Genomic DNA, 18,294 nt, shown 5'->3' with positions numbered 1-18,294 from the left:
TCGCTCCCTTGTCTGACAGTGTCGAATCCGTCGGCTGACAGCACGGATTCATGGTTCTGGTGGGCGGCCGGGGCATTCGCTCCCGCGATGCGCCCGCCGCGGTGCCCGGATCATCCCGGGCGCGTTGCCGTGCGGCACGGAGTCCGTCCGCACGGCAACGCGGTTCAGGACTCCCGGATCACTGCGAAGCGTTCAGGAACGCCCGGCGAAGCTCTTGCGACACGATCGGGCCGATCTCCCGCAGCGGTTCCGGATTCATCAGGTGCGTGTGCCGGAAACCGACGGTCCTGAAGTGGACTCCGCCAGTGAGGTAGGGGTCCCACGCCCCGCGGTCGAGCTTGACGTCCAGCTCGCCGCCGGTGGCGGCCAGGATCAGCGTCGGCGCGGACACCTGGCCCGGGGATGCATCAAGGCCGAGCAGGGAGTGATGCATCGTCAGATACATCGTAGCCCTGACCTCGGACTCCTTCAGGCCGGCCATCGCGGTGTTCTTGGTGCGCAGGAGCTCGACCGTGTCCTCGTGGGTCAGCTCCGCCGCCTCCTCGTCGGTCAGCTTGATGTCGAACAGTTCCAGCATCGCCCGGTGGACGTCGGCCATCCGCACCTTGGGCATCGCTTCCTCGATCTCCCGGCGGTCGACCGGGTTGACCGGGTGGCTGTCGAGCATCGTCAGCAACCCCACCCGCTGTCCGCTCTTCTCCAGCAGGGCTGCGATCGCGTGCGCCACGCCACCGCCGAACGACCAGCCGAGCAGGTGGTAGGGGCCCTCGGGCTGGACCTGGCGGATCTGCTCCAGGTAGTCCTCGGCGATCTCCTCGATCGAGGCCGGGAACCTGCCCTCCTCGGTCAGGCCGCGGGCCTGCAGGGCGTAGACCGGGGTGTCCTGGTCGATGTACTGCAGCAGGCCGGTGTAGCACCAACTCAGGCCGCTGCCGGGGTGGATGCAGAACAGCGGCTCGCGCTCTCCCCCGGTGCGCAGCGGCAGCAGCACGTCCAGCGCGTTCTCGTAGCCGCCGGCGTGCAGCCGCTCGGCCAGCCCGGCCACGGTCGGCGCCGTGAAGAGCGCCCGCAGGGGAAGTTCGGTGCCGAGCACGGCGCCGATCCGGCTCACCAGGCGGGTGGCCAGCAGCGAGTGCCCGCCGAGGTCGAAGAAGCTGTCGTCGATACCGACGTACTCCACGCCCAGCACCTCGGTGAAGAGCCGGCAGAGCACCTCCTCGTGCGGGGTGCGCGGTGCCCGCCCCTGGCCGGCCCCGGCGTAGTCGGGGGCGGGCAGGGCCCGGCGGTCCAGCTTGCCGTTGGCCGTCAGCGGCACCGCCTCGATCGCCATGACGGCCGAGGGCACCATGTACTCCGGCAGCTGCTCGGCCACCCGGACCCGCAGCGCCCGCACGTCCAGCTCCGCGGCCCCATCGGCGGGAACCACGTAGCCGATCAGCCGCACCCCGCCGGGGCCGTCCTCGCGGGCGACCACCACGGCCTGGCGCACCGCGGGCTGCGCGGCCAGCACCGCGGCGATCTCGCCGGGCTCGATCCGGAACCCGCGCACCTTCACCTGCTCATCGGCCCGCCCGGCGAACTCCAACTGCCCGTCGGTGCGCCAGCGCGCCAGGTCGCCGGTGCGGTACATCCGGACCCCCGGCTCGAACGGCGAAGCGACGAACCGCTCCGCCGTCAGGCCGGGTCGGCCCAGGTAGCCGCGGGCGACCTGGACACCGGCGACGTACAGCTCGCCCACCGCGCCCGGCAGCACCGGGCGCAGCCCGGCGTCGAGCACATAGGCGCGCATGTTCCAGAACGGGCGGCCGATCGGCACCGGCCCACCGGCCGGCTGCTCGCCCGGCGGGATCTCGAACTGCGCGCAGTTGACGGTCAGTTCGGTGGGCCCGTAGGCGTTGATCACGGTCACCTCGGGGTGCTGCGCGCGCCACGGTTCGATCGTCTCGGCGACCAGCGCCTCACCGCCGAGGATCAGCAGCTCGCTCGGCGACCACTCCTCGGGGCGGGTCCGGAGCAGCGGCAGGTGCGAGGGGGTCGCCTTCAGCAGCGTCACCGGAGCACCGGCGTCCGGCTCGGCGCCCGGCACGGACTCCTCCAGCGTGCTGAGGTGCACCCGGCCGCCGCTGAGCAGGGTGGTGTACAGCCCCGTCACGGTGAGGTCGAAGGCGATGGAGGAGGGCACCAGGGTGGTGCCGCCCGCGGCCGGGTAGTGCCGGGTGGTCCAGTGCAGGTAGTGCGCCACCTGGCGGTGTTCCAGCACCACGCCCTTGGGCCGCCCGGTCGAGCCCGAGGTGTAGATCAGGTAGGCGGCGTGCTGGGGCAGCAGCGCGGCGGTGCGCTCGGCCTCGGTCAGGTTCCCGGCCGGGCGGGCGGCGAGGGCGCTGACCGTCCGCGGGTCGTCCAGCAGCAGGAGCGGCCGGCCGGTCTCCGGGAGCAGGGCCGCGGCCTGCGTGGTGGTGAGCACGCAGCTCGGCGCGGTGTCCGCCAGGGCGAAGGCCAGCCGGTCCGCCGGGTGCGCGAGGTCGAGCGGCAGGTAGGCGGCCCCGGCCTTGAGCACCGCGAGCATCGCCACCAGCGTCTCGACCGAGTTCGGCACGGCCAGCGCGACGAACTGCTCGGGGCCCACGCCCTGGTCCACCAGCCGGCGGGCGAGCTGGTTGGCCCGCTCGTTCAGCTCCCGGTAGGCGAGCCGGCCGCCCTGGGCCACCACCGCCACCGACTGCGGGGTCGCCGCGGCCTGGGCCTCGAAGAGCTCCACCAGGGTGGTGTCCGGCACGGCACGGTCGGTGTCGTTCCAGTCGTACAGCACCGTGCGGCGTTCGGCCGCGGTCAGCACGTCGATCTCACCGATGGGCCGGTGCGGGTCGGCGGTCACGGCGCGGGCCACCGTGCCCAGCCGGGCCACGATCGCCTCCGCGTCCGCGCGGTCGAACAGGTCGACGGCGTAGCGCAGCGAGCCGGCCAGGCCCGCGGGCGTGCCGTCCTCGGCGAAGGTCTCACTGAACGCGAAGTCCAGGTCGAACTTGGCTGCTCCGGTGCCGACTTCGGCGAAGCCGACGGTGAGGCCGGGCAGGGTCAGGTCGGCCGCGCCGGTGTTGCCGAGCGACATCATGACCTGGAACAGCGGGTGCCGGGTGCTGGAGCGGTCCGGGTTGATGATCTCGACCAGCCGCTCGAACGACAGGTCCTGGTGGGCGTAGACGGCCAGGTCGCGCCGGCGGACCCGGCCGAGCAGCTCGGTGAAGCCGGGGTTGCCCGACAGGTCGGTGCGCAGCACCAGGGTGTTGACGAAGAACCCGATCAGATCGTCCAGCGCCTCGTCGGTGCGCCCGGCGATCGCCGTGCCGAGGACGATGTCCTCCCCGGCGCCCATCCGGGAGAGCAGCACCGCCATGGTGGCCTGCAGCGTCATGAAGACGCTCGCCCCGGACTCGGCGGCCAGCGCCGCCAGCGCGCGGTGCACCTGGGCGGGCAGCTCGAAGCCGACGCTCCCGCCCTGGTGGCCGGGCTGGGCGGGGCGGGGCCGGGTGGTGGGCAGCGCCAGCTCCTGCGGGGCGCCGGCCAGTTGCTCGCGCCAGAAGGCGACCTGCCGGGCGATGGCGCTGTCCGGGTCGGCCTCGTCCCCCAGCACCTGACGCTGCCACAGGGTGAAGTCGGCGTACTGGACCGGCAGTTCACCCAGCTGCGGGGCGTCTCCGGCGAGCCGTGCGGTGTAGGCGGCGACCAGGTCCTTGGCCAGCGGCGCCAGCGACCAGCCGTCACCGGCGATGTGGTGCAGCAGCACCAGCAGGACGTGCTCCTCGCCGCCGGTGCCGAACAGCCAGGCGCGCAGCGGCGCCTCGGTGGCAAGGTCGAAGCCGTGCCGGGCGGCGGCCGCCAGGGCCGCGGGCAGCTCGGCCTCGGTCACCGTCCGGCTCTCCCAGCCGATCTCGGCCTGCCCCGGGTCCAGCACCAACTGGTGTGGCTGGCCCTGGACTTCGGGGAACACGGTGCGCAGCGACTCGTGCCGGGCCGCCACGTCGAGCAGCGCGGCGTGCAGCGCCTGCCGGTCCAGCGGACCGGTCAGCCGCAGGGCCAGCGGCATGTTGTAGGTGGCCGAGGGCCCCTCCAGCTTGTACAGGAACCAGAGCCGGCGCTGGGCGAAGGAGAGCGGCACGACCTGCGGGCGTGCCATCGGCACCAGGGCGGCCCGCGCCCGCTCGCTGCCGGCCAGGCGCTGGGCCAGGCCCGCCACGGTCGGGTCGTCGAAGACGGTGGCGATCGGGATCTCGGCGCCGAAGACGCCGCGGATCCGGCTCACCAGCCGGGTGGCCAGCAGCGAGTGGCCGCCGAGGTCGAAGAAGCTGTCGTCGATGCCCACCCGCTCCAGGCCGAGCACCTCGGCGAACAGGCCGCACAGCTCGGTCTCCTGGGCGTTGCGCGGCTCGCGGTCCCCGCTGAGCGCCTGGTAGTCGGGGGCCGGCAGCGCCTTGCGGTCCAGCTTGCCGATCGGGGAGAGCGGCAGCCGGTCCAGCACCACGAAGGCGGCCGGGACCATGTACTCGGGCAGCCACGCGCGCAGTTCGGAACGCAGTCGCCGGTTCAGCTCGATCAGGCGGCGGGAGCGGGCGGGGCTGTTGGCCTGCCGCTCGGCGCGGGTGGCGGCGCTGCCGCGGTAGGCGGTCACCGGGCCGTCCTGCCCGGCGGGGCGGAAGACCGCGTCGAAGCAGTCGTCCCGGCCGGAGTCGGACCAGGTCGCCACCGCCACCAGGCCCTGGGCTGCGGCCAGTTCGTGGATCGCCTCGGGGTCCAGGGCGGCCCCGGCAGGCAGCGTCGCGCCGGCCTCGCCGCCGCCCTCGATGGCGCGCAGCGCCGCGTGGTCGGCCAGCAGCCGGGCGTTGGGTACATCGGCCAGCCGCAGGCCCGCCGGGTGGGCGCGCAGCGCCGCCGCCAGCCCCGCCGTACTCGCGCCCACCGCCGGCCAGCTCAGCTCCGGCAGCCCGGCCACCTGCGCCGCCGTGGCCGGGGACTTGCCGATCACCACGTCGTAGCGGTAGCGGGAGAGCTCGTTGGCGTACGTGGCGCGCTTGAGCCGGATGTCGACGTGGCCGACACCGGGCAGGCTCTCGCCGAGCCGGGTGAAGAAGTCGGGCGCCAGCAGCAGTTCCTCCTCCGCCAGCACCTTCTGCTCCACCAGCGTGCGGGCGGCCGCCGGGTCCGGCTCCGCCTGCGGGTCCAGCCGGCCGGCCACCACGCCCGCCTGGAGCTGGCGCAGCAGCCGCAGGTTGCGGATGTCGCCGAGCACCAGGTGGCCGCCGGGGGTCAGCAGCTCCAGGCTCTTGCGGATGACGTCGAGCAGGTAGTCGGCGTGCGGGAAGTACTGGGCCACCGAGTTGAGGACGATGGTGTCGAAGAACCCGGTCGGCAGGCCGGTGATGTCGTCGGCGGGCTGGGCGCGCAGTTCGACCCGCCCGGCCGGCTCCGGCTGCCCGGCCGTCCTGGTGCGCAGACTCTCGATCGCCGCGGCCGAGAAGTCGGTGCCCCAGTAGGCGGCGCAGTGCGGCGCCAGCTGGGAGAGGATCAGGCCGTTGCCGACACCCAGTTCGAGCACGTTGCGCGGGTTGAGCCGCAGGATCTGCGCGACGGCCGCCGCACGCCACTCGCGCATCTGGGCGAGCGGGATCGGGGAGCCGTCGTAGCTGCTGGTCCAGATCCCGAAGTCCTCCCAGAAGCCGCCGCTGTCCGCCTGGTCGCGGTAGACCGACTCGTAGACGGCCTGCCAGGACTCGACCTGCCGGCTGTCCTCGGCGCTGTCGTGACCCTCCACCCAGTCCTGGTCGGGCACCACGTAGCCCACCAGCGTCGGGGTGTCGTTGTCCTCGCGGACCAGCACGGTGGCCGCCGCGATGCCCTCCTGCCGGGAGAGCGCGGCCTCGATCTCGCCGAGTTCGATCCGGAAGCCGCGCACCTTGACCTGGTCGTCGACCCGGCCGACGAACTCCAGGCCCTGACCGGCCCGCCACTTGGCCAGGTCGCCGGTGCGGTACATGCGGGCGCCCGGCGCGCCGTAGGGGTTGGCCACGAAGCGCTCGGCGCTCAGGCCGGGCCGGTTCAGGTAGCCGCGGGCCAGGAACGGGCCGGCCAGGTACAGCTCGCCGGCCACGCCGTCCGGCACCGGCCGCAGCCGGGCGTCCAGCACGTAGACCTCGGCGCCGCGCAGCGGCAGGCCGATCAGCGGCGGACGGTCGGTCACCTCGCTCGCGGTGATCCACACGGTGGCCTCGGTCGGCCCGTACAGGTTGAGCACGCCGCCGCCCTGGGCGTGCATCCGCTCGGCGAGCGCGGCGGGCAACGCCTCGCCGCCGACCAGCAGCCGCACCCCGGGCAACGCTTCGAGGTCCTGCGCGAGCATCGAGCGGTAGACCGAGGGGGTGCCCTGGAAGACGGTGGCGCCGCTCTCGCGGATCAGGCGGTGCAGGGCGATCGGGTCCTTGGCGACCCGGTCGGTGGCCAGCTCCACGCCGGCGCCGCACAGCAGCGGGGCGTAGATCTCCACGGCCGCGATGTCGAAGGTGATGGTGGTCGCGGCCACCATCCGGTCCTCGGGCGTGAGGTCGAGGCGGGCCAGGACCGCGTCCAGGAAGTGGGCGATGCTCGCGTAGGAGATCACCACGCCCTTGGGGTAGCCGGTCGAGCCGGAGGTGTAGATGACGTAGGCGGCGTCCGCCGGATGGTTCCGGGCCCGCTCGGCCGCGCTCAGGTCCTCCTCCGGGAGGCCGGCCAGCAGCTGCTCGACCTGCGCCTGGCCCAGCTCGACGGCCGGCGCCGGCAGCGGGCTCGGCAGCGTCCCGCGGATCGCCTCGGTGGTGATCAGCGCGGCGGGCTCGGCGTCCCGCAGGACGTAGGCCAGCCGGTCGGCGGGGTTGGTCGGGTCCATCGGCAGGTAGGCGGCGCCGGTCTTCTGCACCGCCAGCAGCGCCACCACCAGGTCCACCGAGCGGGGCAGCGCGAGCGCCACCACGCTCTCCCGGCCGATCCCGCGCTCGATGAGCAGCCGGGCCAGCCGGTTGGCCCGCCCGTTGAGCTGCCGGTAGTCGGCGCTCTGGTCACCGGCCCGCACGGCGAGCGCCGCGGGGGTGAGCGCGGCCTGGCGCTGGATGCGCTCGTGCACCGGCTCGGCGGGGTGCCCGGCGGTGGCGGCGTTGCGGGCCACCAGCACCTCGGCCAGCTCCTCGGGGCGCAGCAGCTCGGCGTCGGCGATCCGCACCGCCGGGTCGCGCACCACGGCGCGCAGCAGGTTCTCGTACCAGCGGGCGATCTTCTCGACGGTGGCGCGCTCGAACAGCTCGGTGGCGTACTCCAGGGCGCCGCCCAGGCCCGCCGGGCCGCCCTCGGTAGCGTGCGCCTCGGCCAGGTTGAGGAAGAGGTCGAACTTGGCCTGGCCGCCGTCGAGCGGGTAGTGGGTCGCCTCCAGGTCGTGGATGCGCAGCGTGGGCGCGTCCACGTTGTGCAGCGCGAACATCACCTGGAAGAGCGCGTTGCTGGCCAGCGACCGCACCGGGTTGAGCGCCTCGACGAGGTACTCGAAGGGCAGGTCCTGGTTGGCGTAGGCGGTCAGCGAGGTCTCCCGGACCTGGCCGAGCAGCTCGGTGAAGCCGGGGTTGCCGCTGGTGTCGGTGCGCAGCACCAGGGTGTTGACGAAGAAGCCGATCAGGTCGGTGAGGGCCTCGTCGGTGCGGCCGGCGATCGGCACCCCGACGGGGATGTCCGTCCCGGCGCCCAGGCGCGAGAGCAGGGCGGCGAAACCGGCCTGGAGCACCATGAAGAGCGTCGTGTGGGAGTCGGCGGCCAGCTTGCGCAGCCCGGCGTGCAGCTCCGCGTCGAGGCTGAACTCCACGATGTCGCCGCGGTAGCCGGCCACCGCCGGGCGCGGTCGGTCGGTGGGCAGGTCGAGCTGGGACGGGATGCCGGCCAGCGCGTCCTTCCAGTAGCCGAGTTGCTGCGAGACCAGACTGTCGGGCTCCTCGGTGCGGCCGAGCAGCTCCTGCTGCCAGATCGCGTAGTCGACGTACTGGACGGGCAGCGGCGCCCAGTCGGGGGCCGCGCCGCGCACGCGGGCCTCGTAGGCCTGGGCCAGGTCGCGCATCAGCGGGGCGCGGGAGGCGCCGTCGCCGACGATGTGGTGCATCAGCACGACCAGCACCGGTTCGGCCGAGCCGGGCCCGCCCGCTGCCTCGGTGGGGACGAACAGCCAGGCCCGCACCGGTGGTTCGCCGTCCAGGCTCAGTTTCCGGCCGACCGCCTCCTGGACGGCCTGGTGCAGCCGCCGTACCGGAACCTCCTCGACGTCGAGCCGCAGCCCCGCCGCGGACGCGTCGATCACCACCTGCCGCGGTTCGCCGTCAACCTCCGAGAAGACCGTGCGCAGCGACTCGTGCCGTTCCACCAGGTCCTGGAGCGCCGCGCTCAGGGCCTCCTGGTCCACCCACGGCGACAGGCGCAGCGCGAGCGGCCAGTTGTACGCGGCCGAGGGCCCCTCCAGCTTGTGCAGGAACCACAGTCGGCGCTGTGCGAAGGAGAGCGGTACCACCGCCGGGCGTGCCATGGGCACCAGTGCCGAGCGGGTTGCCCCACCCGCCTCCAGCCCGGCGGCCAGCGCGGCCACGGTCGGGGACTCGAAGACCCGGCCGATCGGCACCTCGACGCCGAGGGCGGCCCGGATCCGGCTGACCAGGCGGGTGGCGAGCAGCGAGTGCCCGCCGAGGTCGAAGAAGCTGTCGTCGATGGTCACCCGGTCCACGCCGAGCACGCCGGCGAACAGCCCGCAGAGCAGCTCCTCCTGCGGCGTGCGCGGGGCGCGGCCGCTGCTGAGGGTGCCGAACTCCGGTGCGGGCAGCGCGCGGTGGTCGAGCTTGCCGTTGGGCGTCAGCGGCACCGTCCCGATGGCCACCACGGCCGCCGGGACCATGTACTCCGGCAGCGCCGCGGCGACGTGGGCGCGCAGCGCGGCGGTGTCGAGGGCGCCCTCGGCGGCCGGGACCACGTAGCCGACCAGCTGGGTGTCGCCCTGCTCGGTCCCGCGGGCCACCACGACCGCCTGACGCACCGCCGGGTGCTCCAGCAGGACCGCGGCGATCTCGCCGGGCTCGATCCGGAAGCCGCGCACCTTGACCTGCTCGTCGGCCCGGCCCGCGTACTCCAGCTGGCCGTCCTGGCGCCAGCGCGCGAGGTCGCCGGTGCGGTACATCCGGGCCCCGGGCTCGAAGGGGCAGGCGACGAACCGCTCGGCCGTCAGCCCCGCGCGGCCCAGGTAGCCGCGGGCCAGCTGGGCGCCGGCCACGTACAGCTCGCCGGCCGCGCCGGTGGGCACCGGCCGCAGCCGGTCGTCCAGCACATAGGTGCGCATGTTCCAGAACGGGCGGCCGATCGGCACCGGGCCCGCGGGCAGCTTGTCCTTGGGGCCGATCCGGAACTCGGTGCAGTTGACGGTGGTCTCGGTGGGCCCGTAGGCGTTGACCACCGTGACCCGCTTGTGGGCCGCGCGCCACTGGGCGAGCAGCTCGGCGCCGAGCGCCTCACCGCCGAGGATCAGCATCTCGCCGGGTGACCACTGCCTGGGCAGCTCGCCGAGCATCGGCAGGTGCGAGGGCGTGGCCTTGAGCAGCGCCACCGGAACGCCGGCCCGCTGGTCGGCGACCTCGTCCAGGGTGTTCAGGTAGACCCGGCCGCCGACCACCAGGGTGGTGTACAGGCCGGTGACGGTCAGGTCGAAGGCGACCGAGGTGGGCACCAGGGTGGCACCGCGGGCCGCCGGGTAGTGGTGCGCGGTCCAGTTGAGGTAGTTGGCCACCGCGCGGTGCTCGACGACCACGCCCTTGGGCCGGCCGGTGGAGCCGGAGGTGTAGATGACGTAGGCCGGGTGGGCCATCTCGACGTCGATCTCCGGGTCCTCCTCGGAGTACCCGGACAGGTCCTGGGCCAGCACCGCCTCGTCCAGCACCAGGGCGGGCGCCGCGTCGGCGAGGATGTACGCGCGCCGCTCGGCCGGGTACTCCGGGTCCACCGGCACGTACGCGGCGCCGGTCTTGAGCACCGCCAGCAGCGCGGCCACCAGGTCGACCGAGCGCGGCAGCACCACGGCCACCAGCCGCTCCGGGCCCACGCCCCGGCCGATCAGCTGGTGCGCCAGCCGGTTGGCCCGGGCGTTCAGCTCCCCGTAGGTCAGCGACTCCTCGCCGCAGACCACCGCCACCGCATCGGGGCTGCGCCGCGCCTGGGTCTCGAACAGCTCGGAGACGGTGGCCTGCGGCACCTCGACGGCCGTGTCGTTCCAGGTCGTCAGCATCTGCCCGCGCTCCTGTTCGTCCAGCAGTTCCGCCTGACCGATGCGCAGCTCCGGGTCGGTCAGCAGCTGCTCCAGCAGCCGCTGCCAGCGCGCCAGTACGCGCTCGATCGTCGCGCGGTCGAAGAGGTCGGTCGCGTACTTCATCGCGCCGACGATGCCCGCCGGCATGCCGGTGGAGGTGTGGCGCTCCATCACGTTCACCGAGAGGTCGACCTTGGCGGTCTCGATGTCGACCGGCTCGCCGCTGACCTCCAGGCCGGGCAGCTCGAAGCCGCCGGTCGGGTTGTCCTGGACGACGAGCATCACCTGGAACAGCGGGTGGTGCGCGGCGGAGCGCTGCGGCTTGAGCAGCTCCACCAGGTGGTCGAACGGCACGTCCTGGTGCGCGAACGCGGCCAGGTTGGTCTCCCGCACCCGCTCCACCAGTGTGCGGAAGGTCGGGTCGCCGGCGGTGTCGGTGCGCAGCACCAGGGTGTTGACGAAGAAGCCGACGAGGTCGTCGAGCGCGGAGTCCAGCCGTCCCGCGATCGGCGAACCGATCGGGATGTCGGTGCCCGAGCCCAGCCGGGTCAGCAGCGCCGCGAGGGCCGCCTGGAGGACCATGGGAACCGTCCCACCCGTCTCCCGCGCCAGCGCGGTCAGCTGCTGGTGCAGCTTCGCGTCCAGCTCGCAACCCACGGACGCGCCGGCGTACGAGGCGACGGCGGGCCGGGACCGGTCGGCAGGCAGCGCCAGCTGTTCGGGCAGGCCGGCCAGTGCGGTACGCCAGTAGTCCAGTTGCCGGCCGTACATGCTCCGCGGATCGTCCTCGGCGCCGAGCAGTTCGCGCTGCCACAGGGTGTAGTCGATGTACTGCACCGGCAGTTCGGACCACTGCGGCACGCCGCCCTGCCGACGGGTCGTGTAGGCCGCCACGACGTCACGCGCGAGCGGACCCATCGACCAGCCGTCACCCGCGATGTGGTGCAGCAGCAGCAACAGCACGTGGTCGTCCGGCCCGACCTCGAAGAGCCAGGCTCGGAACGGCGCCTCGGTGGCCAGGTCGAACCCGTAGCGGGCCGCCTCGTTCAGCTCCGCCGCGAGCTGCGCCTGCGCGACCGGGCGGCACTCCCAGCCGAACTCGGCCGAGCCCTCGCCCAGCACCACCTGGTGTGGCTCACCGTCCGCCTCGCCGAAGACCGTCCGCAGCGGCTCGTGCCGGCCGACCGCGTCGCGCAGCGCGGCGTGCATCGCCTCCCGGTCCACCTCGCCCTTCAGCCGGAGCGGCAGCGGGATGTTGTAGGTCGCCGAGGCCCCCTCCAGCTGGTGCAGGAACCACAGCCGGCGCTGCGCGAAGGAGAGCGGCGCCACCTCGGGGCGCGGCATGGGGGCCAGGGCGGCGCGCGTGGGGCCACCGAGGTCCAGCTGCCCGACCAGCCCGGCCACCGTCGGCGACTCGAACAGCGTCCGGAAGGGGATCTCGATGTCCAGCTCACTGCGGACGCGGCTGACCAGCCGGGTGGCCAGCAGCGAGTGGCCGCCCAGGTCGAAGAAGCCGTCGTCGATACCGACCTGCTCCACGTTCAGGAGCTCGGCGAAAAGCCGGCACAGCGTCTCTTCCAGCTCCGTCCGCGGGGCCCGCCCACCCTCGGCCCCGGACGCGTGGTCCGGGACGGGCAGCGCGTCGCGGTCCAGCTTGCCGTTGGGAGTCAGGGGCAGCCGCTCCAGCACCACCACAGCTGCGGGGACCATGAACTTCGGCAGCCGCTCGGCCAGGTTGGCGAGGAGCACACCGGGGTCCATCGCGGTGGTGCCCTCGGGGACGACGTAGGCCACCAGCCGCTGGTCGCCGGGCACATCCTCACGGGCGACGACGACCGCCTGCCGCACGCCGTCGAAGGCCGCCAGCAGGGACTCGATCTCGCCGGGTTCGACCCGGAAGCCGCGGATCTTGACCTGGTGGTCCACCCGGCTGAGGAACTCCAGCTCCCCCGCCGCGCTCCAGCGCACCAGGTCGCCGGTGCGGTACATGCGCTCGCCGGGCGCGCCGAGCGGGTTGGCGACGAACCGCTCGGCGGTCAGCGCGCGGCGGTTCAGGTAGCCGCGGGCCAGCCCGGCGCCCGCCAGGTAGAGCTCACCGGGGACGCCGAACGGCACCGGGCGCAGCGCGCTGTCCAGGACGTACGCCCGGGTGTTGTCGAGCGGCCGGCCGATCGGCACGGTGGCACCCAGCTCGGCAGCATCACGCACGGGGTGGCAGGTGGCGAAGGTGGTGGTCTCGGTGGGGCCGTAGACGTCCGTCACCACGGTGCCGGGGCAGGCGTCCATGACGGCACGGATGGCGGCGGCCGGCACGGCGTCGCCGCCGGTCCACACCTCGTGCACGCCGGCGAAGCAGCCCGGCAGCTCCTGGGCGGCCAGTGTGAACAGGCCGGTGGTCAGGAAGATCGCGGTGATGCCGTGCTCGGCCACCAGCTCCCGCAGGTCGTGCGGGGTCAGCGTGCGGGCCGGGGCCAGCACGGCCCGGCCGCCGCCCAGCAGCGGTACCCACAGCTCGTAGGTGGAGGCGTCGAAGGCGTGCGGCGAGTGCACCAGGATCCGCTCGTGGGCGCCGGTGTGCCAGCGGCGATCGGCGGCGAAGGCGGTGACGTCGCGGTGCCGGGCGCCCACGCCCTTGGGACGGCCGGTGGAGCCGGAGGTGTAGACGACGTAGGCCAGCTGTTCGGGGTCGACGGCCACCGCGGGGGCGGCGTCTTGCTCCCGTTCCAGCGCCTGCTGGAGGAGCGGGTCGTCCACCACCAGGACCGTGGCCGTGTGCTCGAACTCCCGCTCGGCCAGGGCACGGTCAGTCAGCAGGACGGGCGCCCCGGTGTCCGCGAGCACCCAGGAGAGCGACTCGGCGGGGTAACCCGTGTGGAGCGGCACGTAGCAGCCGCCGGCTTTGACCACCGCGAGGGTGGCCACGACCTGCGCGATCGAGCGCTCCATCAGCAGCGCGACCGGGGTCTCGGCCGTCACACCCAGCGCGATCAGGTGGTGGGCCAGGCGGTTGGCCCGGGCCTCAAGCTGGGCGTAGGTCAGCTCACTGCCCTCACCGACCAGCGCGATGGCCTCCGGTGTGGCGGCCGCGCGGGCGCGCAGGAGTTCGGGGAGGGCGGGCAGCGACAGCTGTCCGTCCACGACCGCCGCGTCGCGCGGGGCACCGGCCACCCCCACGGCCAGCAGGTGTTCGAGCGTCGCCGGCAGGCTCGCGTCGAGCTGCGCCGGTGCGTTCCACTCGACCAGGATCCTGGTCCGCTCCTGGTCGCCGAGCAGGTCCAGCTCACTCAACGGGAGCTGCGGGGTGGCGGCCACGGTGTCGAGAAGCTGCCGCAGCCACAGCGCGAGGCGCTCCACCGTGCGGTGCTCGAAGAGATCGGCGCGGTACTGCACCAGGCCGTGGATGCCGGCGGGCGTCCCGTCGGCCTTCTGCTGTTCCGCGAGGATCAGCTCCAGATCGGCCTTGACCACGCCAAGGTCCACCTCCTGCTCCGAGACGGTCAGGCCGGGCAGTTCGAGGTCGGCTCGCGCGTTGTTCTGGAACGCGACGATCACCTGGAAGAGAGGGTGACGAGCGCTTGAGCGCTGGGGGTTGAGCAGTTCCACCAGGTACTCGAACGGCACCTCCTGGTGCGCGTACGCGGCCAGGCTCGCCTCCCGCACCCGCGCCAGCAACTCCTCGAAGCTGGGGTCGCCGGAGGTGTCCGTGCGCAGCACCAGCGTGTTGACGAAGAAGCCGACCAACTCGTCCAGCGCATCGTCCATCCGGCCGGCGATCGGCGAGCCCAAGGGGATGTCGGTCCCCGCGCCGAGACGGGTGAGCAGCGCCGCCACGGCCGCCTGCACCACCATGAACACCGTCGTGTTGGAACGCCGGGCGAGCAGGATCAGTCGCCGGTGCAGCTCGGCATCCCACTCGAAGGCGAGAGCGGAGCCCTGGTGGGAGGCCAGGGCGGGCCGCGGGTGGTCGGCGGGGAAGGTCACCTGCTCGGGCAGGCCGGCCAGCTGCGCACGCCAGTACTCCACCTGCCGGGCATAGACGCTGGCGGAGTCGCCCTCGTTACCGAGCAGTTCACGCTGCCACAAGGTGTAGTCGGCATACTGCACCGGCAGTTCGGACCACTGCGGGGTGATCCCCTGCGAGCGGGCCGTGTAGGCCGTCACCACATCCCGCGCGAGCGGACCCATCGACCAGCCGTCACCCGCGATGTGATGCACCAGCAGGAGCAACACGCTCTCATCCGGACCGATCTCGAACAGCCGGGCGCGGACGGGTATTTCCGTGGCCAAGTCGAAACCGTAACGCGCCGCTCGCGCCAGCGCACCGGCCAGCTCCTCCTCAACGACCCGCAGAGTCCGCCAGTCGAGCCCGACGCCCGCCGCGTCGAGCACCAGCTGGCGCGGCTCTGCGCCGATCTCCGGGAAGACGGTGCGCAGCGACTCGTGCCGCCCGATCACATCGAGCAGCGCGGCACGCAGCGCCTGCGCGTCCACGCCACCGGAAAGTCGCAGCGCCAGCGGCATGTTGTAGGTCGCCGAGCGGCCTTCCAGCTTGTGCAGGAACCACAGGCGACGCTGGGCGAAGGAGAGCGGCAGCACCTCCGGCCGCTCGACCGCGACCAGCGCCGAGCGCGTCCGGCCCTCGACCGCGGCCAGCCGGGCCGCCAGGCCCGCCACCGTCGGCGCGGCGAAGACGTCCTTGATCGGCAGCTCCACGCCGAGCACGCTGCGGATCCGGCTGATCAGCCGGGTGGCCAGCAGCGAGTGGCCGCCGAGCTCGAAGAAGCTGTCGTCGATGCCGGCCCTGCTCACACCGAGCACCTCGGCGAACAGGCCGCACAGCACCTCCTCCTGCACCGTGCGCGGACCGCGGCCGGTGGCGCCCGCCGCGTAGTCGGGTACCGGCAGGGCCCGGCGGTCCAGCTTGCCGTTGGCGGTCAGCGGCAGCTCGTCCAGCACCAGCACGGCCGAGGGCACCAGGTACTCCGGCAACCGTCCGGCCAACTCGCGCAGCAGCGCCGCGGGTTCGAGCACGGCGGCGCCCTGCGGCAGTACGTCCGGCAGCACGTAGGCCACCAGGCGCTGATCCCCGGGAGTGTCCTCGCGGACGACCACGGCCGCCTGGCGCACCCCGGCGGTGGCGGTCAGCGCCGCCTCGATCTCGCCGGGCTCGATCCGGAAACCGCGTACCTTGACCTGCTCGTCGGCCCGGCCCAGGAACTCCAGCTCGCCGTCCGCCCGCCAGCGCACCAGGTCACCGGTGCGGTACAGGCGGGCACCCGGCTCGAAGGGGCTCGCCACGAACCGCTCCGCCGTCAGACCGGGCCGGCCGGCGTAGCCGCGCGCCAGGCCGTCGCCGGTTACGTACAGCTCCCCCGGCACCCCGGCCGGCACCGGCCGCAGGCCGGCGTCGAGCACGAAGACCCGGGTGTTGACCACCGGGCGACCGATCGGCAGCACGCCGCCGGCCGGCAGCTCGCCGTCGACCACCGTGCAGGTGGAGACGCAGACCGTGGACTCGGTGGGCCCGTAGGCGTTGAGCAGGCGGCGACCGGCCGACCAGCGGGCGGCCAGCTCCGGCGGGCAGGCCTCGCCGCCGACCACCACGGTTTCGAGCTTCGGCAGCGCCGACTCGATGCCGTCGAAGGTGATCGCGCGCAGCACCGACATCGGCAGCTGCACATGGGTGACCGCGTCCTCGGCCAGCACCCGATGGAGCGTCTCGCCCGACAGCAGTCCCGGCTCGGGGACGACGAGCGCGGCGCCCGCGGCGAACGCGGTGCACAGGTCGCCGAAGGCCACATCGAAGCTGGGCGAGGCGAACTGCAGCACCCGGCTGATGCCGGTGACCGCCAGCCGCTCGGTCTGGGTCCGGGCCAGGGCCGCGACGCCCGTGTGCGTGACGACCACGGCCTTGGGGGTGCCGGTGGAGCCGGAGGTGTAGATGACGTACGCCGGGTGCCGCAGGTCGACCTCGACGCCCGGGTCGGTCTCCGGGTGGCCGGACAGGTCCCGGTCCACCGCCGAGGCGTCCAGGACCAGCACCGGGCGCGCGTCGCGCAGCATGAACTCCCGCCGGTCGGCAGGGTATTCGGGGTCCAGCGGGAGATAGGCGCCACCGGCCTTGAGCACGGCCAGCACGGACACCACCAGCTCGACCGAGCGCGGCAGCTCCACGGCCACCAGCCGCTCCGGACCGACCCCCTGGGCGATCAGCCAGTGCGCCAACCGGTTGGCCCGGGCGTTGAGTTCGGCGTAGCTCACCGGCCGGCCGGCGAAGAGCACCGCGGTGGCCCGCGGGGCACGGCGGACCTGGGCCTCGAAGAGCGAGGCGAGACTCTGGCCCGGCAGCTCGACGGCCGTGTCGTTCCACGCGGTCAGCAGCTGGGAGCGCTCCGCTCCGGTCAGCAGCTCGGCCCGGCCGATCGGCGCGGACGGGTCGGCGACCAGCTGCTCCAGCAGCCGCACCCAGCGCACCGTGAAGCCCTCGACGGTGGCCCGGTCGAACAGGGCGGTGGCGTACTCGGCCAGCGCCTCGATGCCCAGCGGCTCACCGGCCGCGTCGTAGCGCTCGATCACGTTGACCGCGAGGTCGGACTTGGCCACGCTCAGGTCCACGCCCTCCACCTCCACCCGGAGACCGGGCAGCGTGAAGGCCACGTCCTGACCGGTCTGCAGGCCGAGAATGACCTGGAAGAGCGGGTGGTGGGAGGTCGAGCGGTGCGGGTTGAGCAGCTCCACCAGGTGCTCGAACGGCACGTCCTGGTGCGCGTAGGCGGCCAGGTTGGTCTCCCGGACCCGGCCCAGCAGCTCCTCGAAGCTCGGGTCGCCCGAGGTGTCGGTGCGCAGCACCAGCGTGTTGATGAAGAACCCGACCAGCTCGTCGAGCGCATCGTCCATCCGGCCCGCGATCGGCGAACCGAGCGGAATGTCGGTGCCCGCACCGAGCCGGGTCAGCAGCGCCGCCATCCCGGCCTGCAACACCATGAAGACCGTCATGTTGGAGCGCCGGGCCAGCGCGACCAGCCGGCGGTGCAGCTCCGCGTCCAGCTCGAAGGGCAGGTGGGCGCCCTCGAAGGAGACCACGGCGGGCCGTGGCCGGTCGGCGGGGAAGGTCACCTGCTCGGGCAGACCGGCCAACTGCTCCCGCCAGTAGTCCACCTGCTGGGAGTAGACGCTCGTGGCGTCGCGCTCGTCGCCGAGCAGTTCCTGCTGCCAGAGGGTGTAGTCGGCGTACTGCACCGGCAGTTCGGCCCAGTGCGGCGCCTCGCCCTGGGAACGGGCGGTGTAGGCGGCCAGCACATCGCGGGCCAGCGGGCCCATCGACCAGCCGTCACCCGCGATGTGGTGCACCAGCAGGAGCAGCACGCTCTCGTTCGGGTCGACCTCGAAGAGCCAGGCCCGGATGGGCAGTTCGGCCGCGAGGTCGAAGCCGTACCGGGCCCCCTCGGCCAGCGCCTCGGCGAGGGCCGCGGCAGAGGTCGGCCGGTGCTCCCAGCCCAGTTCCGCCTGAGCCGGGCCGAGCACCAACTGGCGGGGCTGCCCGTCGATTTCGGGGAAGACGGTGCGCAGCGACTCGTGCCGCCCGATCAGGTCGAGCAGTGCGGCGCGCAGCGCCCCTGCGTCCACACCACCGGTGAGGCGTAGCACAAAGGGCATGTTGTAGGTGGCCGAGGGGCCCTCCAGCTTGTGCAGGAACCACAGCCGGCGCTGGGCGAAGGAGAGCGGCACCACCTCGGGGCGCTCGACTGCGACCAGGGCCTTGCGGGTGCGGCCCTCGGCCGCGGCCAGCCGGCCGGCCAGACCCGCGACGGTCGGAGCACCGAAGACGTCCTTGATCGGCACCTCGACACCGAACTCGCTGCGGATGCGGCTGACCAGGCGGGTGGCGAGCAGGGAGTGGCCGCCGAGGTCGAAGAAGCTGTCGTCGATGCCGACCCGGTCCGCGCCCA

The 18,294-nt window shown here is 73.4% G+C and carries 1 protein-coding gene; it reads right to left on the bottom strand.

Features of this window, described 5'->3' with window-relative positions:
- Positions 1-178: 178 nt before the first annotated feature.
- Positions 179-18,294, bottom strand: an 18,116-nt coding sequence (locus tag ACFZB9_RS36275) for a non-ribosomal peptide synthase/polyketide synthase (RefSeq protein WP_391454354.1), incomplete at its 5' end; no start/stop codon positions are given.

The organism is Kitasatospora sp. NPDC008050, assembly GCF_042957465.1.
GTDB lineage: Bacteria > Actinomycetota > Actinomycetes > Streptomycetales > Streptomycetaceae > Kitasatospora.
This window is presented reverse-complemented; position numbering and strand designations above follow the sequence as displayed.